This is a genomic window from Bradyrhizobium arachidis, from assembly GCF_015291705.1.
GTDB lineage: Bacteria > Pseudomonadota > Alphaproteobacteria > Rhizobiales > Xanthobacteraceae > Bradyrhizobium > Bradyrhizobium arachidis.
In genome coordinates this window covers 8,455,953-8,478,734 of sequence record NZ_CP030050.1, presented here as the reverse complement: position 1 = coordinate 8,478,734, position 22,782 = coordinate 8,455,953, and the positions used below count along the sequence as shown (strand labels likewise).

The window sequence follows — 22,782 nt, the reverse complement described above, 5'->3', positions numbered from 1 at the left end:
GCGGAATCCACCGAGTACGGCCGTAGCGTCCCGTTGCGGCAGTTTCTGGCGCGAAGCTGGTGTGAAGCTGATGCGGGTTGAACGCTCCGTGATCGCCTGCAGCCCTGTTCGGAGCAGAGGTCACGAGCGGCCCGACTGAATTCTTGGTCACGTTCGATGCTGGGCCGTCGAATCCGCCTTCCGGCTCGCATTTGCGACGATTGCACGCGCCTCAGCCAAATCGAAAACGACTTCGTGAGTTGGGAATAAGCACCGGGCTACGCACGTCTAAAGCATGATCCGGAAAACTGCGCAGCGGTTTTCCGAAAAGATCATGCGCAAACAACAACCCCAAGCGCGATGATGATTCATCCTGATCTCATCGCGCTTTAGGGGTGGATTGGATCTCTTGCCTTGCGGGAGATCACCCAATCGAGAAGGAGTAGCCACGATGACATCATTCAAAAATCCCGTGGGGTCGGTGCTGTTCAAGGCCCTGTTGACCGGACTGGTCATCACCGCAATCTCTGGCACGCCGCTCCAGGCACGCGAGCACCGCGCCGGCGATCGACACGCCGAGCACAGCGTGGGGTCCGGCAGCTCTCGCATCGAGGGCGACCGGTCGATCGCGACGCCGGCCTACCACGCATTTGCGCCGGCGCCCTCGGAGCAGCCGGGCGGCGTTTGCGACCACGGGGATAATCCGATGATATGCTGAACGGCGGACGTAGTGGAGCGGGTTACGATGGCAGCGGACTCAATTCACGAGCCTTTGGAGCTGTGAAGACGGCCGAGCCGTTGAATGCACTGTCACCGTGATAGCGGCAGGACTCGAACCTGTGACCCGACCGTTATGAGCGGCCGAATGTTGGTCAGCTCCGTTGATCCCCGGCGATTCTGTTCGAGCCCAATTGCCTTCGTTGCGTCTCGTGCCTGAAGGCCCTAAGTCGGCGATCGACAGCGTTTGGTAGCGCAAACCTTCAGACAAACTCGCAAGTTGCAGAAGGGTCCAAGAGCGGACCAAATCGGCCATGATTGCTCTCACCATCGGCCTTTCTCGTCTGGAACCTGATCCAGTCCGGCCATCCGGACATGGGCCGGACAGCGGCGCGCTTAATGGGCGCTTAATGCTTTTGCGCAACAGATAGATCACCAGCGCGGAATTAGTCCTAGTTACGAGTGCGAGCCGAGCTCCCGAGGAGGGGAAATCGGATGGGACTGCTTTTTGTCGGAGTGCTGGCAGGAGTCCTGATCGGCTTTGGCTGGTTTGCGCCTTCCCGGGGGTATTTCCTCGGGTGCGCGTCACGCCCCTGTTTCGACAGGGTTGCTATCGCCCAATCCGCGCAGCCAATGCCGAAGGCGTTGGCGCCAGAGCCTGCGGTTGTCAGATCGAGTTCCGCAACGCCGGCAAAGCCCGGCAAGACATCAACTCCGAAGAAACGCGGATCGACCGAGGTTGCCAAAGCTTCGTCCCCGCGAACGAGGATCAGCGAACGGCCCGCGGAAATGCCGGATCCTGCTCTGGACAAGGCGAAGGTTGCGATCGCGACGCAGATGGGAACTCCGGAAACGCTCGAACTCAGCGACGTGAAGCGCGCAACGCGAAAGAACATGCTTGGACGCCCCGTGGATACGATTTGCGGGCGCGCGAAAGGAAGAAGCGCGTCAGGCGGCGAGACTGGAGAGAGGCCGTTTCTGTATCTCGTGAAGGAGGATGAAGCATATGTCGTCGACGGCAAGTCAGGGTCGGCGGCGTCAACGGCGTATCGAAATATCTGCAATTGAGGGAATGCGTCGACTGCGCCACGGCGTGGTGCGCGCCCAAATGTTTTGAGCGGAAAGAACTTCCACCCAGGTGTCAAGTGATCCCGCAGTGGATGCGGCACTAACGGCGGCACTGCGCCGCTCTCGTGTTGATGCATTCAGGATGAATGCGGGCAGCAGGGAGACGCAATACGGAATGGGAATATCGCGGAAGTTCTTTTCATCTCGAGGACATCATGCACGACATAACCAACCCGTCAAAACGGCTCAATGAATCGCTTCACTTGCCGGTTCTGGTGATCATCGAGCCGCTTCTGCTGCCTCGTACATGCATTCTGCAGATCCTCAGGAGGGAGTTGGACGAACTTGAGATCCTTGACATGGCAACGGCCCAAGGCCTGGACTGCACGTCGGCCCGCGATGTTCGTCTGGTGATGCTGAGTATCGCGGACAAGCCCATCGGCGATCCCTCGGTTGAGGACGATCTCGCCTTCGTTGCGGAGTGTTGTCCCAATGCCGCCACTGTGGTCCTGTCAAACCATGACGACGAGCCGACTGTACAGGCCGCGATGCAGCGAGGCGTGCGCGGCTTTCTTTCCTCCTCGCTGCCGATCGAGATCGCGATAGCTGGCCTGCGCCTTGTTCTTGTCGGCGGCGCCTACAGGCCGTTGCCCGTGGCCGGGATCAACAGGATACCGGATTTCGAGCCGCCTGATGCGCGCGGGCCCGCATATCTGATGAACGAGGGAGCCAGAGTGGCTATCGACAGGAGCGTGAACGATCTCACGCCTCGTGAGCAACAGGTTCTGGCGGAACTGGAGCTCGGCCTGCCCAACAAGCTGATCGCCGCCAAACTGGGCCTCTCGGAAAGCACAGTCAAAATGCACATTCAGCATATCATGAGGAAATGTGCCGCGCACAATCGCACGGAAGCCGTCCTCCGCTGGCGCGGCCGGTTGCCCGCGCACAGTCGCGATCACGACGGCGGCGCAGCTCCCATGCACGAGACCTAGTCTTCTCTGAATGCACCACGGAAGCTGTCGAGCAGGGGCCTGAGCGCGTAGAGAGCCACGGTGCCGCGCCCCGTCGTGATGAACACTTGAACCGGCATGCCGGGGACGATCTGGATGTCGTTCGCCGCGATCTGCCCGTCGTCGATCCGGATCTTGGTCGCGTAGTATGGTTGGTCGGTGCGCTTGTCGAGGAGCCGGTCTGCGGATACGTGCACGACGGTCCCCTTCAGGCGAGGTACGCGGCGCTGATTGTACGGTACGAGGTGAACCTCGGCGTGGAGGCCGGGATGAACCACATCGATGTCCTCGGGCCTCAGGCGCGCGGTTACGATGAGACGGTCTTGCCGGGGCACCAGGTCCATGAGCGGAGCACCCGCTCCGATGACGCCGCCGGCCGTATGAACCCGCAGATCGGTTATCACGCCGTCCTCGGGCGCCTTGACCTCCGTTCGCGATAGCTGGTCCCTTGCCGCAAGCAACCGCTCGCGGAGCTGGAATATCTGGTTCTGTGCTTCACGAAGCGACTGTGCGATCTCGTTCTGTCTCTCGCTCTCGAGCTTGAACAAGGTGGCCTGCTGTTCGCTGATGACCTGCCCGGCGCGGGCAATCTGCGCGGCGGTCTCGCCGCGGCGGCCCTCGACCTCGGCCAGCTCCCGCTGCAGGTTCAGAAGCCGCGGCCGCCGTTCGAGTCCCTTGTTGACGAGGGTCGCGACCATATCCAGTTCCTCCCGAACGATGTCGACCCGCTGCCCGGTGGCGGTTTCCTGAGCCTTGAGACCTTCGATCTCCTTCTCGACTTGACGCCTTCGTTCGCGAATGACCGCAATCTGCGACTCGTGAACCTGCAGGCGCGCCTGGAAAATGAATTGCTGCGCCGACACTGCAGCGGCGGCCACTCCGCTCTGCCTGCTGTCCTGTTCCAGCGCGTCCGGGATTGCGATCTTATCGAATCTCTGCTGCTCGGCTTGAAGCCGTGCGGCACGAGCAGCTGCATCCCAAAATTGGCCTTGAAGACTTTGCACCTCCGAGCTCGCCCTTGTGTCCTCCAGCGCGATCAGCGTTTGGCCGCTGCGCACGATATCGCCATCCGAAACCAGGATCTTGCTGACGATACCGCCTTCCAGATGCTGGATCGTCTTGCGACTCGATTCCGATTCCACGACGCCGGACGCGATCGCGGCGCTCTCGAGCGGCGCGAGGCTCGCCCATGTCCCGAGCCCCAGCATGAAGCAGAGCACCAGCAGATTGCCCGCAACGGTGATACCGCGAAGCCTTCCGCGCGGAGAGATCGGCGTGGGCGTCGAGCACCATGGAAATTCCAGAGGCTCGAAATCGTCGATCGCGGTCACCACGACGCCAGATCGTCGGGCGGGCGGGGGGCTTGTCGGCGCTCGCATGAGCTGGTCCCAGATCATGGGAAGTCTCGAGACGGTGGGATGCTTCCATATGGTGAGAGAATTCCAGATCATGGCGCAATCTGCGAAGTAACCTGGGGGCGGCTCAGGTGCCGTTCAAAGATGTCCTCGCTGTCGCCGAACGCGGCGACCGCACCGTCCTCCATGATGGCAATCTTGTCCGTGGCGGCGAGGAGACCCATCCGGTGAGTGACGACGACAAGGATGACGCCTGCGAGCTTCATGCGCTCGATCGCATCCAGGAGCATTCGCTCGCCCCCGTAGTCCAGGCTGGCGTTGGGTTCGTCGAGAACGACGAGGCGTGGACTGCCGAAGAAGGCGCGGGCGAGACCGAGGCGCTGCCGATACCCGCGCGAGAAGGTTGCTTCACTCTGAACCACCGTGTCGTAACCCAGCGGCAAGCGCATGATCGCCCCATGGATACCGACGAGCTTGGCCGCTTCGATGACCTTCCGCCGATCGGCATCTTCAAGGCGTGCGATGATGTCGTTGATCGTGTCGCCGAGGAGGTTGATGTCCTGGGGGAGATATCCGAGGCGGTCGCCGTTTCGGCCCTCGCGAAGCAGCAAGACGTCGGTATCGTCGAGGACGACACGGCCACGCGTTGGCATCGACAGCCCGGCGATCACCTGGCCGAGCAAGGATTTGCCCGACCCGGATGGACCGATAATGCCAAGGCATTCTCCGGGCATGAGGCTGAACGAGACGCCGTTCAGGAGAAGATGGTTGGTCCCCGCAAGCCGCACGTCGACATTGTCGACGACGAGGCCGCTTCGCGCCTGCAGTGGAGCATCCTCCGCGCTCTGCTGCCGGGCGACGGGGAATGCGGCAAGAAGAGCGCCGAGCCGCTGACAGGCGCTCACGGCCGACACGAGTGATTTCCAGCCTGCGACCGCGCTTTCGACCGGCGCGAGCGCCCGGCTGAACATCAGCGTGGCAGCAAAGATGATGGCCGGGCTCTTCCCGTGATCGAGGACGAGCCATGCGGCGGCGCCCATGATCAGGACCTGCGACAGCGCGCGAACCGGCTTGGCGGCCAGCGAGACGATCTCGCCGCGCCGGAGCGCCACGTCGTGCTCTCGGCGCGCGTGCTGCGCGTCACGGTGGATCATGCGCGCAGCGTTGTCGAACATCCCCATGGCGCGGATCATGTGGATGTTGCTCGCTGCAGTCTGGAGGCGGCCGCAGCTTCTGGACAGCGCGGCGCCGGATTTGAGCAGAACGTCTTCCGTGACCAGCTCTCCGGCAATCGTGAGCGCGAACAGGAAGGCGACGCAGCAGGCGCCCACCGCGCCAAGCAGGGGATGGATCAGAAAGAGGACAAGGAGGAACAAAGGCGCCCAGAGCGCGTCGAACAGCATCGGACATGCGCCGGACTCGACGAACTGGCGCAGCACGGTGAGATCCCGATATGCGCCCGACGCCTGGGTCCAATCGCTGCGAAGCGCCGATTCGAGGCCGGCCGAGAGCACGCAAGGACGAAGGCGATCGTCGAGCCAGGCGCCAAGGCGTCCAAGGACGGCGCGCCGCAATGCATCGAATACTCCGCCGACGACCACCGTGATCGCGACGATGAGCGTGAGCAGGAGCAACGTGTCGCCGCTCCGGCTCGACAACACCCGGTCGTAGATCTGAAGAAGATAGATGGAGGGCGCGAACAGAAGCAGGTTGTAGCTGCAGCTATACGCGAATACGAGACCGAGCGGTCCCGCGCAGGACCGCAGGGCCGCGTGCAGCGGCGTCCCGATCTGCGGCAGGATGGGCAACCGAATGGGCGGCATCAGCATGATCGTCACCGCCTGAAATCGAGGTCCGGCGCACTTGGCCGATGGCCAAAATCATCCGCCAACGAGTTCGGCGGGGTATTGGCTCGAACTTCAGGACCGGTGGCGGCGGCCACCGGTCCTGCCGGACGAGCCGGTGGTCAGAACGTATCGAGATGGAAGCTGACTTCGCCGCCGAGCGCGGCGTTGCCGTCTCCGCCATGGCCGCCGACGCCGGCCACGACTTCCTGATGCTGGTCCACCCAGAGCTTGTTGGTCTGGGTCGCATCCGTATTGGCGTAGACCTTGGAGGTATCGTAACCGCTGTAGGACTTCTGGCTTCCGTTCGACTCGGCGTCGCCGCCATGGGCCTTCGAAAAATACGAGGCCTTCGCGTTGGCGCCGCCGGCATCCCAATCTGCCGTCTGTTTGACGTGATCGCCGGTGTTCACGTGCACGTCGGCACCGACTGCCTTGTTGCTTGGATCGAAGTTGACCGTCGGCTTGCTGATGATGGCTCCCTTGAAGGTGCCGTCGCCACCATTTCCGACGTTCTGACCACCGGTGCTGATCGATTTGAATTCGATCGAGTCCGAGATGTTGATCGCTTTGGGCATCATGTGTGCCTCCCTCTGTTGGCTTTCGTGCATCATCCATCCCGATCAGGCGGACGCGCGCGGCAAGTCTGATCCGGCCACGCGCGATGGCGATAGATGTCAAATCGGACACCATCCGGCTTGGTCGATCTACGTACGAAAGTATGGACATTCGTCGCGCAACACCGGAGCTCGAGACATCCGGAGGGCCCCGCAGGGCGAGCTCGCATGTGCAGAGCATCGAGGCAGCTCGCGATCGGGCTTGCGCGAGCGGCACGATGTTCCGCTATCCCATCAGGTGAAGATCCGACAGAAGATGGGCGGCGAGATCGCCACCCAGCGCGAGATTGCCGTGGCCGCCGTCCCCGCCAACGCCGGCGATCTGGATCGCACTCTGGTCGATGTGCACGTTGTTGACCTGATCGGCTACGGCCGTCGAATGGGGACCTGCGATTGAGATATTGATGGGTGCATAGATCGCGACGCTGACATCGATCAGGCTGCCGGCAAAATATCCGTTGCCGCCATTGCCTGCGCCGTTCGAACCGGTCGCGATCGTGTCGGAGCCGCCCCAAAGGCCATGGGATAGGAGGTTTGCATGGCCGCCCGCCGCGGCGTTGGCGTTGCCGCCGTGCCCGCCAATGCCGGCGATCTGAATGATGGATTGATCGAAATAGGCGTCGTTGGTCTGGACCGAATGAGTGTTGGAGCCATAGCCCGCGACTGCGATGTTGATCGGGTCGTACACCACGACGGAGGAATGGACGAGCCCGCCGTAGAACGCGCCGTCGCCGCCATTGCCGGCCTGGCTTCCGCCCGTTTGAACGTCCCCGACGCTCCCGCCGTTGCTTGATCCCCAGCTGGGGTCGAGCGTCATGACGCTGCCGCCGGCGGCCACGTTGCCATTTCCGCCACTTCCGCCGACGCCCGCGATCTGGGTGGCCGACTGATCGATGTCCACCGTGTTCGATTGACTTGCATGCGCAGTGCCGCTCGAGGCCGCCACCGCAATATTGACCGGATGATAGATCACCACGGGAGCGTCCACGATCGCACCCGAGAAATGACCGCTGCCGCCGTTTCCGGCGCCGTTGTCGCCGCTCGCGATCAGGCCGGCGGCCAAGGACGTACTGACGCTGCCTCCCGATGCCATGTTGTCATTGCCGCCATGGCCGCCGACGCCGGCCATCTGAAAGGCGGATTGATCGACATTCAAATTGTTGGACTGGTTGGCCAGGGCGACCGAGCCGTATCCCAAACTCACCGAGATGTTGATCGGTTCATAGACCAACAGGGACGCGTGAATGAGACTTCCGTAAAAGTAACCGTCCCCGCCGCTCCCGGCCGTGTTGGCTCCGCTCCCGACCGCAGCAATGCCCATCCCGGGATGGGATGCGGGTGTGATGGACGAGACATCCACGCTCGCCGCGTGATTGCCGGCGTGGCCGCTTGTGTCGACCCCCGATGTGGGATGTTTGGATTGAATCGGGTCGGAGTCACGATACTGGGTATTCGCGCTCGCGGGGTGCGCTTCAGGACCTGCAGATTGACCTAAGAATTGACCTGCAGACGGGCCGGGATCATGGACCAGGGCGCCACCGCCGACTGCATCGGTCGGGAACGGCGCGCTCGGTGCCGGACCCGCTTCGTCGTCACCATCGTACCCATCGTGCCGATGAGAGGCGTGATGCAGCCGGATCCCATCCGACATCCGCGAAAAATCCATCCTAGCCTCCCTCATCGCAATCGCTCCACGCAATCGGACGGGTTCTGCACTCCGGACAGAATGTCATCCTGCGAAGGTCGAAAGCCCAGTCGTCAGTTCGGATGTAGCGCTTCGTCTGGCAGCCGGTACATCGGCTACATCCGTTCGGGTAAAGTTACCGCCTTTGCAACTATGCGTGCGCTGATGCTTGCAAGTGCGACCTTGAGGAGATGGCGAAAGGTCGCTTGCGTCTCGCCTGCGGCCAAAATGAATCCACCGCGTTGCCGGATTTAAGTCGCATTGCGACCCAGGTCACGGCCAAGACTCCCGTCCGGGCAGGGGGCGCAACACCGGGGTTTTTCATGTCCGGTCATTTGCGAATTTGTTACGCCGCTTTTGCACTTCTTGCGGGTCTGTCGACATCATCCGCGTTTTCGGCCTCCATTTCCGAACTCTTCAATGTCGGTCCCGCCTCAGCCCCTGCGCCCGCTCCCGCGGAAGCGGAGTGCTTGACGCGGCCCGGCAAGTCGACCGCCGATGGCCAGCACTGGGTCTATCGGTTGGAAGGCCGGCGCAGATGCTGGTTCCAGGCCGGCGAAGGAACAGAGAGGGTGAAGAAGCTGGTTCAGCAACGCGCCGCCAAACATCGTGTCGCTAGCGCCGAAGAGAACCAGACCGCGGCGCACAAGCGGAAGGTGGTGGTGGATGCGCGCGCGGAGCTGCCGCGCTCCGCAGCTGCGGATGCGTCCCGGCCGAGCCCGTCCGTGCTCGCGCAGGTGGTTGATGCCAGTCCCGTCCTCGCCGCCGGGATCGCAACCCGCGCGTTGCCGGTCCCCCTTTCCAAACGCGACCGGCTCACGGCTGACGAGATCGCGCTGCGCCAGGTCGACGTTGAGGCACTGCTGGCGGCGACGCCGGCCGCCAGTGACGTCATTGCCGCTGCGGCGATGCCGCTCGCACTTTCCGCCGCCGAGGCGGACGATGACGGATGGGTCTGGACCTGGCTTGGCATGCTGCTGATGGCTTTGGGGCTTGTCTCCGTCGTCAGCGCTGGTCGAATCATTCGATGGGATGTGCTGCTGCACCGGCTATCATTCGCTTGCCAGCGGCTGGCGGCTCGTTTCAACAGCCTCGGCGCATGATCTAGGATCGCAATTGCGGTGACAGTGTCGTTGATTCATGAGCCTTCGAATCCAGGAAACGGCCGGAGTCATTGAGTGCTCTGTCACCGTAATCCCGACTTCAGACATGCGCGGATGTGCGGGTCACGCAACGGTGAGCGTACCGATCTGCCGTTCGCGCAGCTGTGATTTTCCACTGCGTGTCATTTCTCGAGCGCGTACCTATCTAACTCCCATCAAAAAAATTCGAAGGAAACGCTTTCGACAGAGCAGCTGATTCTGCCAGCGCGAATGCTCCGCACGAAACTACAAACGTTCGGAGCACGATTATGGTTAGATTCAGGACTTCCATCATTGCAGCGATTATATCGATTGGCGCGATAAGCTCTGCAAGCGCCCAGTGCCCGACATGGGCGACTCAAAATCCAGCTTCGTTTCAGGCCCAGTATCCCAATAGGGATATTTTGAACGACTGTGAGTTAACGCCAGCAGGCAGAATGGGCCTCGAACTCCCCGGCGGGGCGGCTCCCTGGTTTGGGCCCAACAGGGCTTATGGGGCAATGCCTGGCGTTGCTCAGCACCACGGCTTTCAGCACCGATCGCGGTGAGTATCTGAAGATAAACCCGAATGGTCGGATTCCGGCCCGTCGATCGCGATATCGAGAAGTCCGAGACATGCGATGAACGCGACATTGCTCAAGATGGCCGTGATCGTGAGCTGGAGCATCGTCTTCATGCAAAACGTGGCGAAGACGAGAAGAGATGCGAGACAGCCGGCACCTTCAACCCAGGACTTCGAGCCGCAGAGCAAAACGTCTGAGCAGCGCATTTCCGCGTCCTTCTATCAACTTGCCCCTGAAGAGCGCGACGACCCCCGCACATGTGCTCAGCGGACCTGGATACCGAAGCAAACGCAAAAAATCAGATGCTGATCGGCTAAAGCATGATCCGGAAAAGTGCGAAGCGGTTTTCCGAAAAGATCATGCGCAAACAACAACCTAAAGCGCGATGACGATTCATCCCAATCTCATCGCGCTTTAGAAGAATCCGGCACTGAGATCCAGCCCATAGGTCATCGACAGCAGCCACACCAAGAGGGCGGCTCCACAGAACAACGCGGTCTGCTCGAGGACGTTTGCCTGCAATGACGATGCGGGGAACACCCGGACAAAAGCGTTTGCGATCGCAGCAGTTGCAACGGCGCGCATGATGATCTCCAGGAGTTGGCTAATGACTGGGCGTTAGCGAGCGTCGTGCTTCGCGCACGAGCTCACGATTCCATTCTCGGCGACGGCGGGCTTCTTCGATCTCCCAGAATGCCCAGACAAAGCAGGCCCCAAGGCAAACTGAAATCAGCATGAGCAAACATGCCCAATCGCTAGCGGTCTGGATCACACAATTTCCAATGCAAATGAAATCTCGGCTCCAGGCAAATGGTGCGTCAACAGCGCCCGATCAGGGAATGTTGATCGCCGGCAGCGGGCCGGTGGGTCGAATCAACGCTTTAGCGGGTTGCTCCTGCGCGAAGGCCGCGAGGGCAATCAAGACGGCGCAGAATAGGGCGATGAAAAAGCCGAGACGCCATCGCCGCTCCGTCCGGTCGTCGTCGGGCGTGTCAAGCCGGCGCGCGCCCGTTGCTGTGCGCATCGTTAATCTCCGAATATCGTGACGGTGAGAAGGCCAGTCTTCCCAACACCCGCACTGAATATCGCGCCACTTGATGCGTCCGGGAACTACCTAGAAAGGTGGTCCGGTGTCTCCTATGCTTGCTCGAAGGTCGGTGACCTGCGCACTCGTTTCGGGGGGGGGACATGTATCTATCCACGGATTCCACCAATCCGCAGAATCAAGATGTCTATGCACTTTGGGATCGGCTGGCCGAGTTCTCCGTCGGCGACGGCGACGCCGCACTGACACATCTGCTGGCCGCACTGCGCACCATGTTGTCGGCACGCAATGTGCTATGGGGTGTGGTCGTGCGATTGCCTTCGCCGAAGCGGGCCGATCCCTTGCTCGGCTGGCGTCCGCGCCTCGTCCGCGTGCTGGATCCGATACCGGCGGTGGCGGCATCCGTGCAGAAGCAGTACGATAAGCTGTGGTCCGACAACGTCGACCTGTCTCAGATCCTATCGATGTCGGGAGATGAGCCGTTCCGCGTCCGTCTGCTGTTCGAAGCACTGCCGCCGGAATGGTTTGAGGGCGAGCACTATCGCCGGCACTATCTGGACGTCGGCTTCGCCGACAGCATTTCCGTGCGCATCGCGCTCAACGCCGACGTGAGGATTCGCCTGTTCGTATTTCGCGACACACAGTCACCACGCTTCTCGGCGCAGGACGCCCAGCGTCTGGGCTTCGTGATGCGCGCCTTGCGATGGTTTTGCCGGCAGCAACTGCTCAGTCACGGTTTGCTCATCGCCGAGGCGCCCCTGACGCCTGCCGAACGCAGGGTGTTGCTCGCACTGCTCGACGGGGACACGGAAAAGCAGATCGCGCAGAGGCTCGACCAAAGTCCGAACACCACGCATTTCCACGTCAAGTCGATCTACGCCAAGTTCGGCGTGAGCAATCGCTCGGCGCTCACCGCGCTGTGGCTCGGCAAGCTGCGATAACGAACTTACACAGTTGATTTGCTGGTGGGCCCCGGCAGCATTATTTCGCGCTCGCGAAAACATCCGCTGCGTGGACCACCTTGCCGCCCACGACCGTCAGCAGCGACGTCGTGGCGCCGATTTGCTCGACGGGGACGGACATGAAATCCCGATCGAGAATCACGAAGTCGGCGAGCTTGCCGCTTTCGAGCGTGCCGCGCCGCGTCTCGTCGAAGCAGAACCAGGCGCTTCCCACCGTGTACAGGCGCAAGGCATCTTCGCGGCTGGGTGTTTCGTCCGGGCCGCGCGTCGATAGTCCGCCGACGGTCTGGCCGTCGAGCATCCATTGCAGCGCGACGAACGGATTGTAGGATGCGACCCGATGCGCGTCCGTGCCGGCTCCGACATGGACGCCCGTGCGCAACGCCGTGACGATGGGCGGCATGCTGCGCGCGGCTTCGCCCGCCTGCGCCACGATGCGGTCGCCTCCGAGGTACATGGCGTCCTGCATGGTCCAGCCGACACCGAGGGCCTTCATGCGCGCCAGCGTTTCGGACGAGGCGTTGTCGAGATGGGCGATCGACCAGCGCAGCGGCGCGATCGGCGTCTCCTTGTTGACCTCTTCATACAGGTCCAGGAGTTGGTGGACGGATTTGTCTTCCTGCCAGTGGATGGTGACGGTAAGCCCTTGTTTGGCTGCCCAGCGAACGATCTCGAGGAACTTGTCCCTGGCGGCCGCGTCGGGCGCGTTGTTGTTGTACATGGCGCCGGTGATCCGCTCGCCGATTCCGTTGAATCGCAGCATGTCGTCGCCGAATCCCATCGGCAGGAACGGCGTGAGACTCTTGTACTCCTCGAATTCCGCGCCGACATTCTGCGCGAACAGGCTGAAGGCGACTCGCACCGAAAGTGATTTCTCGCGCCAAAGCTTTTGCAAGGCGGCGTAGTGGCTGGGATAAATGCTGAAGCCGCCGGGATCCACGATACCGGTAATTCCGAGGCGATTGAGCTCGGTGAAGAACTGCCGGGTCCCGGCGACATTGTCTTCGAAATTCGGCCTCGGCAGGCGATCGAACAGCGCGGAAATGCTGACAATGGAGCCGTTGAACCAGCCCGTGGTCTCGCCCGATGCGGCGCGCTCGGCCGTGATTCCGGCCGGCAACTGATCCGCGGATATCCCGAGCGCTTGCTGCGCTTTCGGCGTCATCAGCACCGCCGAATAGAACAGCTGGATGTAAGCCGGATTGTCGGGAACTGCCGACATCACCTCGGCCAGGGTTGGCCGCCGCTTCTCCGCAAACTGCAGCTCGCTCCAGCCACCGGCCACGATGATCCAGGACGCCGGGCGCGCTTTTGCCGCCTGGCGCAAGCGTTCCATGGCCTCTCGAACCGTTTTTGCGCCGATCCAGTTGACCTCGGTTGCGTAGGTCAGGCCGGCGCGCACGGCGTGAATATGGGAATCGATCAATCCCGGAATGATCGTGCGTCCGCCTGCGTCGACGCGGCGCGTCGCGGGCCCGATCAGGCCTTCCATGGCATCGTTGCCGCCAACTGCAACGATCTTGCCTTCGCGGACCGCGAGAGCCTGCGCGATCGTCGATGCAGAATCCAGCGTCACGATTTTTGCGTTCGTGACAACGAGGTCGGCCTTTTGTGCGTAAGCCAAATTGGCCCAGCACGAGATCACCAAAATCGCCAGAACCTTGCGCATGTTCAGTCCCAAAATGAGAGAGCCAGGCGTGAGAGAGGCAAGAGAAGGTAGCCGCGGCGCCACACATCCGCCGCTGGATGCACGCGCGAATGTCGCGTGTCGCAACGGGGAGTGTGGTGATCTTGCTCATGTCTGGCTTCAACAAAATCAGCCAGTCCACCGGAAAATTCGGTAAGGGCCCAAGGAATTGATTTTACAGCCCGCCTTCGCCCGTTGGGCTTCGGCGCCTCAGCCTTCGCCCGTTTCGCAGCAGTTCGTCCGTCTTCGCTCTCACTTCGTCTAGGCTACGCCGCACACCACGCTCCGCCCCTCGTTCTCCGCGCGGCTGCGTCACGCGTAGCCCGTAGGGCGAAGCGTGGTGGGCCTGGCAGGACTCGAACCTGCAACCAGACCGTTATGAGTGACGGGATAAAGGGCGTGTTCGTTGATTTTCTTACGTTTTCATTCTGGTTTGATCGCGTTCGTCGCGTTTCGTCTACGCCGTTTCTGGTGCGAAACTGGTGCGTGGTCGCCAGCCAGCGATCAGGCAGTTGTCAAAACGTCTCGGTAATCTTGCTCAGGCGAGGGGGGCGATCCGGGTCAAATCCGCGGGCGCATGCCGCCTGCTCGATCATCCGATAGGCCGGAACGAGCATGGTGATCGCGTCGGTGACAGGGTCACCCTCGGCCAACCAGGGCAGCGAGCCATGCGGTCCGCCGCAGAGATGCAGCGCGATCTTTTGCTCACGCAATTCCTCCGCAAGTGCGTCAACCGTGGCCGCCGTTTCATCCATGAGGCGCATCATGACGACGGGCGTGCGCGACGACAGCGCCGCTCGTGGCCCATGCTGCAGCTCGGCGGCGCTCAGGCCGATGGAGGGCAGGCGCAGGATTTCCGAAAGCTTGAGCGCGATCTCCTTCGCCGAGCCCAGGGCCAGGCCCCGAGCCGCCACAAACACAGCTGACGCCTTGGCGAGATCATCAGCGATCTCGGACCAGTCGAGCGCCAGCGCGCGGTGCAGGCGCTCGGGCAGCCTGTCGAGGGCTGACCGCAGCGCACGATCTTGTGCCAGCTCGGCAACCAGTCCGGCACTGGCGGCCATCGAGCCGATGACGGTCTTTGTCGCCGCTACGGAGTGCTCTTGGCCGGCTTCGATCGGAACGACGAACTCCGCTTCGTCAGCCACCGGCGACGACGTCGTATTGACGATGGCAACGGTGTGGGCGCCCGAAGCGCGCGCCCACCTTGTCGCTGCGACGAGATCCGGGCTGCGCCCGGATTGCGAGATCACGATGAAAAGCGCATCGCGCAGCATCAAGGGCGTGCGAAATGCCGTGATCACCGAGGGAGCACTTGCTGAAACGGGAAGGCGAAGCCGCGTCTCGACAAGGTATCTCAGGAAAACCCCGGCATGTCCGGAGCTTCCCCGACCACACACGACGCACAAGGGGACGGAGCCAAGCTCAATTCGCTGCGCGATGTCGCGCGTGGCGGGACGGCTACGAATGATTTTCGCGACGGTATCGGCGCTTTCCCCGATTTCACTCGCCATCGCGGATGTTGTCATGACTCAACCGCTCCGCCTTGCTTGCGTGCCGCCGGCGCCTTGGGAGGCTGGTCACGATGCGAGTCCCGGTGCGAGTCCGGATTCCCGGCGAGCTCGGCAAACACGCGCCGGAGATTGCCGTCGCCGTCTTTCAGAATGGTCTCCGCATCAGTCCTGTCGACGCCCAGCGCCAGAAGGACCGCCGTCTTGACGTCTCCTTCGGCCTGCTCCAGCGAGCGTGCCGCGTGCGACGGATCGCAGTCGGCGATTTGCGCCACCATGGCCTCGGCGCGCCGCTTCAGCTTGGCATTGGTCGGCTGCATGTTCACCATCATGCCGCGATACACCCGGCCAAGACGCAGCATGATTCCCGAGGAGATCAGGTTGAGCACGACCTTCTGCGCGGTGCCCGCCTTCATCCGCGTGGAGCCGGCGATCAGCTCGCGGCCGGTCTCGATCAGGATCGGAAACCTGGCCGATGCCAGCAGTGCGGTGCCAGGGTTGTTGGCGACACCGACCGTCACTGCACCGCAGGAGCCTGCCTGCTGCAGCGCCGCGACCGTGAACGGCGTCGTCCCGCTGGCGGCTACCGCAATCACTACATCATGCGGCGTGAGCCGCGCGGCATTGATCTGTGCGACCGCATCATCGATGTCATCCTCCGCACCCTCGATGCTGGCGACGAAGGCACTGTCTCCGCCGGCGACGATGAAGCGGACGCGCTCTTTGGGCCAGGCGAAGGTCGGCGTCAGCTCGGCGCCGTCCTGGACCGCCACGCGTCCCGAGGTGCCGGCGCCGACGTAGACAAGGCGACCGTGATCGCCCAGCGCCGCTTGGGCCGCTTCGGTCGCCGCGGTGATCGAGGGGAGGGCATGACCGATCGCAGCGACCGCCGCAAGCTGACCCTCCCACATCGCTTCCATCGCTGACGTCAGCGGCCATGCATCAAGGTCGGCAAATCTTAGATCGACGTCTTCGGTGGCCATACTGTTGATCCAAGCGCCATCAAACGCGGAACTTCGGAGCCTGTTCATGGTCGGTTTCTCTCCCGGGCAGGGCCAGCGTGGGTAGGTCCAGCCGCCCTCGCGCGACCAGTAACGCTCCGGCTGTTGCGTCGGCGTCAGGACGCTTCAGGCGGGTACGCAGGTCGGGCGTCAGCCACGGCGTAATGGCATCCGCGAGCCCACCCACCAGCGAGAGCCGATAGGTTCCTCTCGCCAGGAATAGATCGAGCAGATCGCCAATGGCATCGGCGGCGCGTTCGACAATGCGGCGGCCGACCGGATCGCCCTGATTGGCGTGCCGCATCACGATCGGTGCGAATGCGGCGTAGTCCGTGGCTCTGGCTTGTTCGGACCAGGCCACCGCCTGATAGGGATCATGGTCGAATGCGCCCAGCACCTCTTCAAGCAATGGCGTCAACTCGCGGCGGCGATCCGCAGCCCGCAGCGCCAGTCGGACAACCTGTAGGCCGATGTCGGCGCCGCTGCCTTCGTCCGACACGGGAAAACCGTAACCGGCGAGACGGATCTCGCGGCCGTCGACCAGGCCGACACCGACCGAGCCCGTGCCGGCCACGACGATTGCCCCGTCCGCGCCGCTATGGGCGCCAAGACAGGCCGCGAGGCCGTCGCCGATGAAGTTAACGGACGCAAAGGGATGCGCGATTTTGCTGAGCGCCGCTTTCGCGCCCCGGCGGCCAATACCGGCAAGGCCAATACCGGCGTGCATTTGCGCGAAATCCTCGCGGCTCAGTCCGGCCTGTGTGGCCGCAGCTTCCGTGGCCTCCATGATGGACGGCCAGGCCTTGTCAACGCCAATCCGCGTCGTGGCCGGTCCCGAGTTCGCTTCTCCGAGCGCCGTGCCGTTTTCGTCTTCGATCCGGGCGCGACAGCGGGTTCCGCCCCCATCAATGCCGAGATACGTGGTACCTTTTGTTCCCATGGAACGTTAACGCGAAGGTTTCGCTTCGGGTCCGCACAAGGTCCCCGTGGCGTACATATGAACTCTTTTGGCAGAGACGCCTCACGAGTCCGTGACGGCCATTCCCGGATCGATACTGATGGGCCACGCTGGTTCTACCTCTCTCACGATTGCCGCACAGCACATCTTTGATGGGACCGACATGCACGGGCCGGGGTCGGTCACGATCTCGCAGGGACGGATTGAAAGCATCAGCTTCGAGGAGGCCGCGCCGGCGTCAATCCGCCTTCCCCACGATGCGATCCTTGCACCCGCATTCATCGACATCCAGGTGAACGGAGGCGGGGGCGTTCTTCTCAACGACCAGCCGACGGAGGCCGGCGTTCGACGCATCGTCGAGGCGCACCGCAAGGCCGGAACCACGGGCTGCTTGCCTACTCTCATCACCGATCGACCCGAGGTCGTCGAACGATTGGCCGTAGCAGCCGAGGGGTGCCTCGATATTCCCGGCGTGCTCGGCTTTCATCTGGAAGGTCCGGCGCTCAACAGGTCTCGCAAGGGCATTCATCCGGAAGCCGAGATACGCGTGCCCGATCGGCGCGACCTCGCCGCCATCAAAAGCTTCGGGGATCGCGGCCGCTCGATGGTGACCTTGGCCCCGGAATGCGTGCCCGCCTCCATGATCGATGAATTGGTCGGCGCCGGATTGCGTATCGCAGCTGGCCACAGCGATGCCAGCGCAGCCGAGATCCGGCAGGCGGTCGATCACGGTATCTCGGGGGTGACCCATTTGTTCAACGCCATGTCGCAGTTGAGCGCCCGGGAGCCGGGCCTGGTGGGCGCCGCGCTGGAGGATGACCGGCTGTTTGCCGGAATCATCTGCGACGGCATTCACGTTGACCGCGCCGCTTTGCGCGTTGCCTTCCGCTGCAAGGGACGCGATCGATTGATGCTGGTCAGCGATGCCATGCCGTTGGTAGGCACGGACGACCGGCAATTCCTGCTGCAAGGACGGCAGATCACGTTGCACGACAATCGCCTGACCGGCAGTGATGGCACACTCGCGGGCGCTCACCTCACCATGATCGAGGCGGTCCGCAACGCTGTTGCGCTCGTTGGAATCTCCCTCGTCGATGCCCTCATCATGTCGTCCCGGACGCCCGCGGCATTTCTGGGTCTTGGGTCCGCCCTTGGACGGATCGCGCCCGGATACCGCGCGGATCTTGTCGCCTTTAATCCGAACTTTGAGGTCGTCGGCACATGGATCGGCGGCGTCGGTTCGATGGGCGAGGCAGCCACGGCTTCCGAGCGAGGCTAGATGCGCAACCATCCCATCATCGTGCAGAAATATGGTGGTGTCTGCCTTGAAACACCGGCGAAGATTCGCGCGGTTGCGCGCAGTCTCGCCGACCTGCACGGCCGCGGTCATCGTGTCGTCGCGATCGTCTCCGCCATGGGCACGACCACCGACCAGTTGATCCAGATGGCTCATCAGGTCAGCCCGACTCCCAACCGCCGCGAGCTCGATATGCTGCTGACGACGGGTGAGCGCATCAGCATGTCCCTGATGAGCATGGCGCTTTCCGATCTCGGCGTGGCTGCAATCAGCTTCACCGGCAGCCAGGCTGGCGTGATGACAGACGACTCCCATTCCGCCGCACGCATTCTGGATGTTCGGCCCGTTCGCGTGCGTGAGGAGCTCGATCGCGGCCGCGTTGTCGTGCTGGCAGGATTTCAAGGTGTGAACCCGGCGACCAGGGAAATCACCACCCTCGGCCGGGGCGGCAGCGACACCACGGCGGTTGCGATGGCTGCGGCGCTGAAAGCCGAACGCTGTGAAATCATCAAGGAGGTCGACGGCATTTGTTCGGCGGATCCGCGCATCGTGAAGGACGCAAAGCCACTCCGGCAGGTCGATTTCGCATCGCTGTCGGAGATGTGTTTCTGGGGTGCAAAGATCCTGCATTTTCGCAGCGTCGAGCTGGCGCAAAGTCAGGACGTGCCTCTGGTCCTCAAGCAGTGGGGTGGCGTCGAGCACAGCACGCAAGTGATGAAAGAGGTTTTGGGCATGGAAAACGGGAAGGTTCTGGCCGTCAACTCGATAGCGCGCATCGAGCATGTGGAAATCGATTCCAGCGATCTCAATCACGGTTTCGAGAAACTCGCGCAGCATCTCAAGCAAAACAGCCTGTCCTGGCCGCAGCTCCTTGCATCACACTTCGCCGCAGGAAAAACCAGCATGACCCTGGCCTGCGATACGGAGTGGCTGGATGCCCTGCTGCGCACGCTGGAGCACGCCAACGACCTTCGCAGGCGGCGCGAGGCTTCGAGCTCGGTGAGTCTCACCTGCTTCGGCGGCGTTTCGTCGGAATTGCCGTTCAGGGCGTTGCAGGTTCTCAGGGGTCACGGGATTGTCCCCGACACCTACGTTTTGTCGCCGCATTCGGTCAGTCTGCTCATCCCCGCGGAGAGCCGGGAAGCCGCAGTGAAGGCGTTGCATTCGCTTGTTCAGCAGACATAGGCCGTTTGATTTCATTGGTGGGCCCGGCAGGACTCGAACCTGCAACCAGACCGTTATGAGCGCAGTGAGCTAACGGAAAGATCCAACGAAATCAGAGATCATCGTTTCCTTTCGTGCTCGTGCATGTTTGTTCGCGGGGTTTCTGTGGGATTTCTGGTATGCGGAACGCTGATCAGTGGGTTCTTGAAGGAACACAATACGGCAGCAGTATCTCACTGGGTAGGTCGCGCATGACCCGTGGCGGACGAAGTTCACCACTTGCGCGCACTTCATGGCCGGCCACTCGCTTGCCTTAGCAGGCCGTCGATTTGCTCGCGCCATAGCGGGTTGCGCGCCCTGAGGTGACCAATGATCGCGGCGGATTGAGCGGAGGTCTGCTCTGCAACGAGATATTGTCTTGCTTCGTCCATCCGGCCGCTTGCTGCCTCGCAGACCGCCATGACCTGAAGGGTCAACTGCGCCGCCGGCCGAATCTTCAGCGCCTGCGTTGCGGCTTCGACGGCCTGCGCGGTCTCGCCGGTAAACAGGTGCGCGAGAGCCAGCAGGTCGAACCAGACGAAATTGTGCGGGTCGTGCGAATTTAGCCGCAGTCCGTTCTTTAGGGCGGCCTTCGCCTCCGCGGCCTTGCCGAGGTAAAGCCTCGCCATCCCCTGCACGAGATACGCTAGCGCAAAACTCGGGCTGAGCTCGATCGCCTTCTCAGCGGCCCTTTCAGCTTGCTCTAGTCGGTTGGCCCCGCAGCTTGTGATCGCGAGGCCGTAGTGGGCGTAAGGGTTCTTCTCGTCGAGGTTGATCGCGGTGAGCGCCGCCGCCAGGCCCTCCTGGCACACGGGCTCGGGATCCTCGCTCCATCCCCATAGCGCGATTCCGCCGGACACACGCGCAAGCCAGATGTACGGATCGGGCGATCGCGGCTCAAGCTTCGCGGCAGCGCGGAAGAGATCGCGCGCCTCAGCATGAGTTTCCGGTGCGATGTGGTGGAAGTACCATACGCCGCGGCGCACAAGATCCCATGCCGTCATGCCGCCCGTCTGCATAGCGTGCTGACGCGACTCGGTCTTGAGCAGTTCCGGTTCGATCGCGCCGACGACGTTGTCGGCGATGGCGTCTTGGATCGCGAAGATGTCCGCGACGTCGCGCTCGTAGCGATCGGCCCAGATGTGGCTACCGCTCGTGGCGTCGATGAGTTGCGCCGTGATGCGCATGCGCTGGCCGGCTTGCCGGTGGCTTCCTTCGAGCACGTAGCGCACGCCGAGCCTGTTCGCGATCTCGCGCACGTCGATCGTTGAATCGCGGAATGCGAAGCTTGATTGCCGCGCGACGACAAAGAACCAGCGGAAGCGCGTTAGCGCCGTGATGATGTCGTTGGCGATCGCGTCGCCGAAATGCTGCTGATTGGGATTGCAGGAGAACTCCACGAACGGCAGCACCGCGATCGAAGGCTGATCGCCTGATGGACGGGTTGCGACCTGCGCAGCAGCAGCTGCCGCAAGACGTTCCGGCCCGTCCTCGACAGCGACCGACGGGCCGGCGAAGCGGTAACCACGACGGGGCAGTGTCTCGATCCAGGTCTCGCCGCCCGGCTCCTCAGCGAGCACCCGTCGCAGTGCCGCGATTTGCACCGGCAGATTGCTCTCCTCGACCGCAAGTCCGTTCCAGGCCGCCGCGATAAGCGCGTCCTTGGAGACCGGCGCGCCCGCTTGCTGCACCAGCACACGCAGCAGCGCAACGGGCCGGCGTCCAAGCCCGGTCACCTCCGTGCCGCGGAAGAGGGCTTCCGCGGCCTCATCAAGTCGAAATGAGCCAAACCGGTAGTTAGTCGTCATCATATGGCTCGATTCAAAATCATTTCCGAAATTCTTCAGCGCGGCTTCATGACTTCGCACCGACCGACCCGCAAGCTGGGGTCACAAGATAAGCATGGCCAAGGGAACGTTGCGATGACAAGCATGAAGGACCGTATCCACAAGACCAAGGACCTGCTCGGCGGATATCTGTGCGTGATCCCGTCCGCCGTCGTGACGCAGGCGCTCGCCGCGGCGGGGCCGGACTGGCTGGTGATCGACCAGGAGCATGCCCCGATTGGCATGGAAAATCTACATGCGATGATCGCGGCCACGGCGGGCACCGCCTGCTCACCATGGGTGCGCGTCGTCAAGGGCGATGAAGCGTGCGTGAAGCCTGCGCTCGACGCCGGTGCCGAGGGCATCATGTTTCCGCTGGTGCGCACCGCCGCGGAGGCCGCCGAATGCGTGGCATTGACGCGCTATCCGCCGCACGGGCGACGCGGCTGGGCTCCGTTCATCGCGCATTCGCGGTGGGGCGTCGAGCTGCACGACTATCTACCGAAGCGTGGGTCCGAGACGGTGTGCGGTCTCCTGATCGAAACCAAGGCCGCCGTCGACAATATCGAGGACATCTGCAAGGTGGAGGGCATCGACTACATGATCGTGGCGACGTTCGACCTTTCGACGGAGCTCGGCGTGCCCGGCAAGTTCGACGCGCCAATCCTGCTCGACGCTGTGAAGCACGTGGAGCAGGTGGTGCTGAACGCCGGTATCGCGCTCGGCGCATCCGCGCTCACGCGCGAGCAGGCGCAGGGCAACATCCGCCGCGGTCACCGCATCCTCGTCTACGGGTTCGACGTGCTCATGCTGAAGCAGTATGCGCGCCAGGCGGCGGAGTGGGCGAATAGCTAGGGATCGTCTTTCTTTCTGACCCGAGCATTTTCGACTGGAGTCTGCCTCGCCCTTTTGAGACCTGCCAACAGTATCGAGCAAGTCCGAGTTCGCGTTCAGGCGGAAATCGCGCGGACGCTCCGCGCCGTCCCTTTTCCGCACCTTATCGCTAACCTGGAAGCGTGCCGCTTCAGCGGCAATTGTTTCTGTGGGCACGCGCCGTGTAAAAAATGCGCCGTTGTAAGTTGTTGGTCTTATTTGGTGGGCCCGGCAGGACTCGAACCTGCAACCAGACCGTTATGAGCGGGAGAATATTGAACAGCGTTGTTGATTTTGCTGCGTTTTCGTTTGATTTCGTCCGCGTTCGTTGCGTTTCGATCAGGTTGCTTCTGGTGCGAAACTGGTGCGGCTGGTCTGAGCTTTCAGCTTCTGTTTTCCGTATCTTCCGCCTTAATTGAGCTGCGGGATGAGGCAAAACG

Annotated in this window: 20 protein-coding genes; 9 read left to right on the top strand and 11 right to left on the bottom strand. The window is 62.4% G+C overall.

The genetic code is table 11. The annotated features are described in order from the left end of the window. Nucleotides 1-430 precede the first annotated feature (430 nt). The 3 genes from WN72_RS39985 (at nucleotide 431) to WN72_RS39975 (ending at nucleotide 2,756) form a co-directional block, all read left to right on the top strand. Nucleotides 431-697 (top strand): hypothetical protein, encoded by a 267-nt coding sequence (locus WN72_RS39985; protein ID WP_092217645.1) that lies wholly within the window; start codon nucleotides 431-433, stop codon nucleotides 695-697. A gap of 494 nt (nucleotides 698-1,191) precedes the next feature. After that, nucleotides 1,192-1,764, top strand: a complete 573-nt coding sequence (locus WN72_RS47330) for a hypothetical protein (protein WP_244553837.1) — start codon at nucleotides 1,192-1,194, stop codon at nucleotides 1,762-1,764. Nucleotides 1,765-1,979: 215 nt separating this feature from the next. Continuing rightward, nucleotides 1,980-2,756, top strand: coding sequence for a response regulator transcription factor (locus WN72_RS39975; RefSeq protein ID WP_092217646.1), 777 nt, complete (start codon nucleotides 1,980-1,982; stop codon nucleotides 2,754-2,756). Here the strand turns inward: WN72_RS39975 and WN72_RS39970 are convergent. The 4 genes from WN72_RS39970 to WN72_RS39955 all read right to left on the bottom strand — a co-directional run bounded on the left by WN72_RS39970 (nucleotide 2,753) and on the right by WN72_RS39955 (nucleotide 8,256). Continuing rightward, a complete protein-coding gene (locus WN72_RS39970) occupies nucleotides 2,753-4,105 on the bottom strand; it encodes an HlyD family type I secretion periplasmic adaptor subunit (protein ID WP_244553838.1) in 1,353 nt (450 codons plus the stop codon). The two genes, WN72_RS39975 and WN72_RS39970, sit on opposite strands and share 4 nt — an antisense overlap. Before the next feature lie 116 nt (nucleotides 4,106-4,221). Beyond that, complete coding sequence (locus WN72_RS39965; protein ID WP_092217648.1) at nucleotides 4,222-5,958, bottom strand: type I secretion system permease/ATPase; 1,737 nt, start codon at nucleotides 5,956-5,958, stop codon at nucleotides 4,222-4,224. A gap of 137 nt (nucleotides 5,959-6,095) precedes the next feature. Beyond that, on the bottom strand, nucleotides 6,096-6,554 hold the full coding sequence (locus tag WN72_RS39960) for a hypothetical protein (protein WP_027562621.1): 459 nt from the start codon (nucleotides 6,552-6,554) through the stop codon (nucleotides 6,096-6,098). Between the two features lie 262 nt (nucleotides 6,555-6,816). Next, complete coding sequence (locus WN72_RS39955) at nucleotides 6,817-8,256, bottom strand: hypothetical protein (protein WP_244553839.1); 1,440 nt, start codon at nucleotides 8,254-8,256, stop codon at nucleotides 6,817-6,819. Nucleotides 8,257-8,597: 341 nt separating this feature from the next. Between WN72_RS39955 and WN72_RS39950 the strand changes: the two genes are divergently transcribed. Further along, a complete protein-coding gene (locus tag WN72_RS39950; protein ID WP_027562623.1) occupies nucleotides 8,598-9,377 on the top strand; it encodes a hypothetical protein in 780 nt (259 codons plus the stop codon). 659 nt (nucleotides 9,378-10,036) lie between these two features. Further along, the gene (locus WN72_RS39945) at nucleotides 10,037-10,288 is read left to right on the top strand and encodes a hypothetical protein (protein WP_092217651.1); all 252 of its coding nucleotides are present in this window, start codon (nucleotides 10,037-10,039) and stop codon (nucleotides 10,286-10,288) included. Nucleotides 10,289-10,393: 105 nt separating this feature from the next. Here WN72_RS39945 and WN72_RS39940 read toward each other — a convergent pair whose 3' ends face one another. Both WN72_RS39940 and WN72_RS39935 read right to left on the bottom strand, forming a co-directional pair. Further along, nucleotides 10,394-10,564 carry a hypothetical protein gene (locus WN72_RS39940; protein WP_167336560.1) on the bottom strand — a complete coding sequence of 57 codons (171 nt, stop codon included), beginning with the start codon at nucleotides 10,562-10,564 and terminating at the stop codon, nucleotides 10,394-10,396. Between the two features lie 247 nt (nucleotides 10,565-10,811). Next, complete coding sequence (locus tag WN72_RS39935) at nucleotides 10,812-11,003, bottom strand: hypothetical protein (protein WP_027562625.1); 192 nt, start codon at nucleotides 11,001-11,003, stop codon at nucleotides 10,812-10,814. 164 nt (nucleotides 11,004-11,167) lie between these two features. On the opposite strand from WN72_RS39935, the gene WN72_RS39930 reads away from it, so the two are divergent. After that, nucleotides 11,168-11,965, top strand: a complete 798-nt coding sequence (locus WN72_RS39930) for a helix-turn-helix transcriptional regulator (RefSeq protein ID WP_092217652.1) — start codon at nucleotides 11,168-11,170, stop codon at nucleotides 11,963-11,965. 40 nt (nucleotides 11,966-12,005) lie between these two features. On the opposite strand, the gene WN72_RS39925 is transcribed toward WN72_RS39930, so the two are convergent. The 4 genes from WN72_RS39925 to WN72_RS39910 form a co-directional block, all read right to left on the bottom strand. Further along, nucleotides 12,006-13,655, bottom strand: a complete 1,650-nt coding sequence (locus WN72_RS39925) for an amidohydrolase (protein ID WP_092217653.1) — start codon at nucleotides 13,653-13,655, stop codon at nucleotides 12,006-12,008. Nucleotides 13,656-14,188: 533 nt separating this feature from the next. Then, nucleotides 14,189-15,202 (bottom strand): SIS domain-containing protein, encoded by a 1,014-nt coding sequence (locus WN72_RS39920; RefSeq protein WP_027562628.1) that lies wholly within the window; start codon nucleotides 15,200-15,202, stop codon nucleotides 14,189-14,191. Then, nucleotides 15,199-16,167, bottom strand: coding sequence for an N-acetylmuramic acid 6-phosphate etherase (locus WN72_RS39915; protein WP_092217655.1), 969 nt, complete (start codon nucleotides 16,165-16,167; stop codon nucleotides 15,199-15,201). The genes WN72_RS39920 and WN72_RS39915 overlap by 4 nt, the downstream gene beginning before the upstream one ends. A gap of 19 nt (nucleotides 16,168-16,186) precedes the next feature. After that, nucleotides 16,187-17,125 (bottom strand): glucosamine kinase nucleotide-binding domain-containing protein, encoded by a 939-nt coding sequence (locus tag WN72_RS39910; protein ID WP_027562630.1) that lies wholly within the window; start codon nucleotides 17,123-17,125, stop codon nucleotides 16,187-16,189. 118 nt (nucleotides 17,126-17,243) lie between these two features. Here WN72_RS39910 and nagA point away from each other — a divergent pair, with 118 nt between their 5' ends. Together nagA and WN72_RS39900 are read left to right on the top strand one after the other, a co-directional pair. Then, nucleotides 17,244-18,422, top strand: a complete 1,179-nt coding sequence (gene nagA, locus WN72_RS39905; protein ID WP_092217658.1) for an N-acetylglucosamine-6-phosphate deacetylase — start codon at nucleotides 17,244-17,246, stop codon at nucleotides 18,420-18,422. Continuing rightward, the gene (locus WN72_RS39900; RefSeq protein ID WP_092217659.1) at nucleotides 18,423-19,625 is read left to right on the top strand and encodes an aspartate kinase; all 1,203 of its coding nucleotides are present in this window, start codon (nucleotides 18,423-18,425) and stop codon (nucleotides 19,623-19,625) included. Between the two features lie 269 nt (nucleotides 19,626-19,894). On the opposite strand, the gene WN72_RS39895 is transcribed toward WN72_RS39900, so the two are convergent. Beyond that, entirely contained in the window at nucleotides 19,895-21,451 is a 1,557-nt protein-coding gene (locus WN72_RS39895) for a winged helix-turn-helix domain-containing protein (RefSeq protein ID WP_167380984.1), read from the bottom strand. 114 nt (nucleotides 21,452-21,565) lie between these two features. On the opposite strand from WN72_RS39895, the gene WN72_RS39890 reads away from it, so the two are divergent. Further along, complete coding sequence (locus WN72_RS39890) at nucleotides 21,566-22,324, top strand: HpcH/HpaI aldolase family protein (RefSeq protein WP_028146533.1); 759 nt, start codon at nucleotides 21,566-21,568, stop codon at nucleotides 22,322-22,324. Nucleotides 22,325-22,782 lie beyond the last annotated feature (458 nt).

Bases quoted from the DNA above. Each gene is read 5' to 3' on its own strand.
- WN72_RS39985 (WP_092217645.1), top strand. From the start codon at position 431: ATGACATCATTCAAAAATCCCGTGGGGTCGGTGCTGTTCAAGGCCCTG.
- WN72_RS47330 (WP_244553837.1), top strand. From the start codon at position 1,192: ATGGGACTGCTTTTTGTCGGAGTGCTGGCAGGAGTCCTGATCGGCTTT.
- WN72_RS39975 (WP_092217646.1), top strand. From the start codon at position 1,980: ATGCACGACATAACCAACCCGTCAAAACGGCTCAATGAATCGCTTCAC.
- WN72_RS39965 (WP_092217648.1), bottom strand. From the start codon at position 5,958: ATGCTGATGCCGCCCATTCGGTTGCCCATCCTGCCGCAGATCGGGACG.
- WN72_RS39960 (WP_027562621.1), bottom strand. From the start codon at position 6,554: ATGATGCCCAAAGCGATCAACATCTCGGACTCGATCGAATTCAAATCG.
- WN72_RS39955 (WP_244553839.1), bottom strand. From the start codon at position 8,256: ATGGATTTTTCGCGGATGTCGGATGGGATCCGGCTGCATCACGCCTCT.
- WN72_RS39950 (WP_027562623.1), top strand. From the start codon at position 8,598: ATGTCCGGTCATTTGCGAATTTGTTACGCCGCTTTTGCACTTCTTGCG.
- WN72_RS39945 (WP_092217651.1), top strand. From the start codon at position 10,037: ATGAACGCGACATTGCTCAAGATGGCCGTGATCGTGAGCTGGAGCATC.
- WN72_RS39940 (WP_167336560.1), bottom strand. From the start codon at position 10,564: ATGCGCGCCGTTGCAACTGCTGCGATCGCAAACGCTTTTGTCCGGGTG.
- WN72_RS39935 (WP_027562625.1), bottom strand. From the start codon at position 11,003: ATGCGCACAGCAACGGGCGCGCGCCGGCTTGACACGCCCGACGACGAC.
- WN72_RS39930 (WP_092217652.1), top strand. From the start codon at position 11,168: ATGTATCTATCCACGGATTCCACCAATCCGCAGAATCAAGATGTCTAT.
- WN72_RS39925 (WP_092217653.1), bottom strand. From the start codon at position 13,655: ATGCGCAAGGTTCTGGCGATTTTGGTGATCTCGTGCTGGGCCAATTTG.
- WN72_RS39920 (WP_027562628.1), bottom strand. From the start codon at position 15,202: ATGACAACATCCGCGATGGCGAGTGAAATCGGGGAAAGCGCCGATACC.
- WN72_RS39915 (WP_092217655.1), bottom strand. From the start codon at position 16,167: ATGGCCACCGAAGACGTCGATCTAAGATTTGCCGACCTTGATGCATGG.
- WN72_RS39910 (WP_027562630.1), bottom strand. From the start codon at position 17,125: ATGGGAACAAAAGGTACCACGTATCTCGGCATTGATGGGGGCGGAACC.
- nagA (WP_092217658.1), top strand. From the start codon at position 17,244: ATGGGCCACGCTGGTTCTACCTCTCTCACGATTGCCGCACAGCACATC.
- WN72_RS39900 (WP_092217659.1), top strand. From the start codon at position 18,423: ATGCGCAACCATCCCATCATCGTGCAGAAATATGGTGGTGTCTGCCTT.
- WN72_RS39895 (WP_167380984.1), bottom strand. From the start codon at position 21,451: ATGACGACTAACTACCGGTTTGGCTCATTTCGACTTGATGAGGCCGCG.
- WN72_RS39890 (WP_028146533.1), top strand. From the start codon at position 21,566: ATGACAAGCATGAAGGACCGTATCCACAAGACCAAGGACCTGCTCGGC.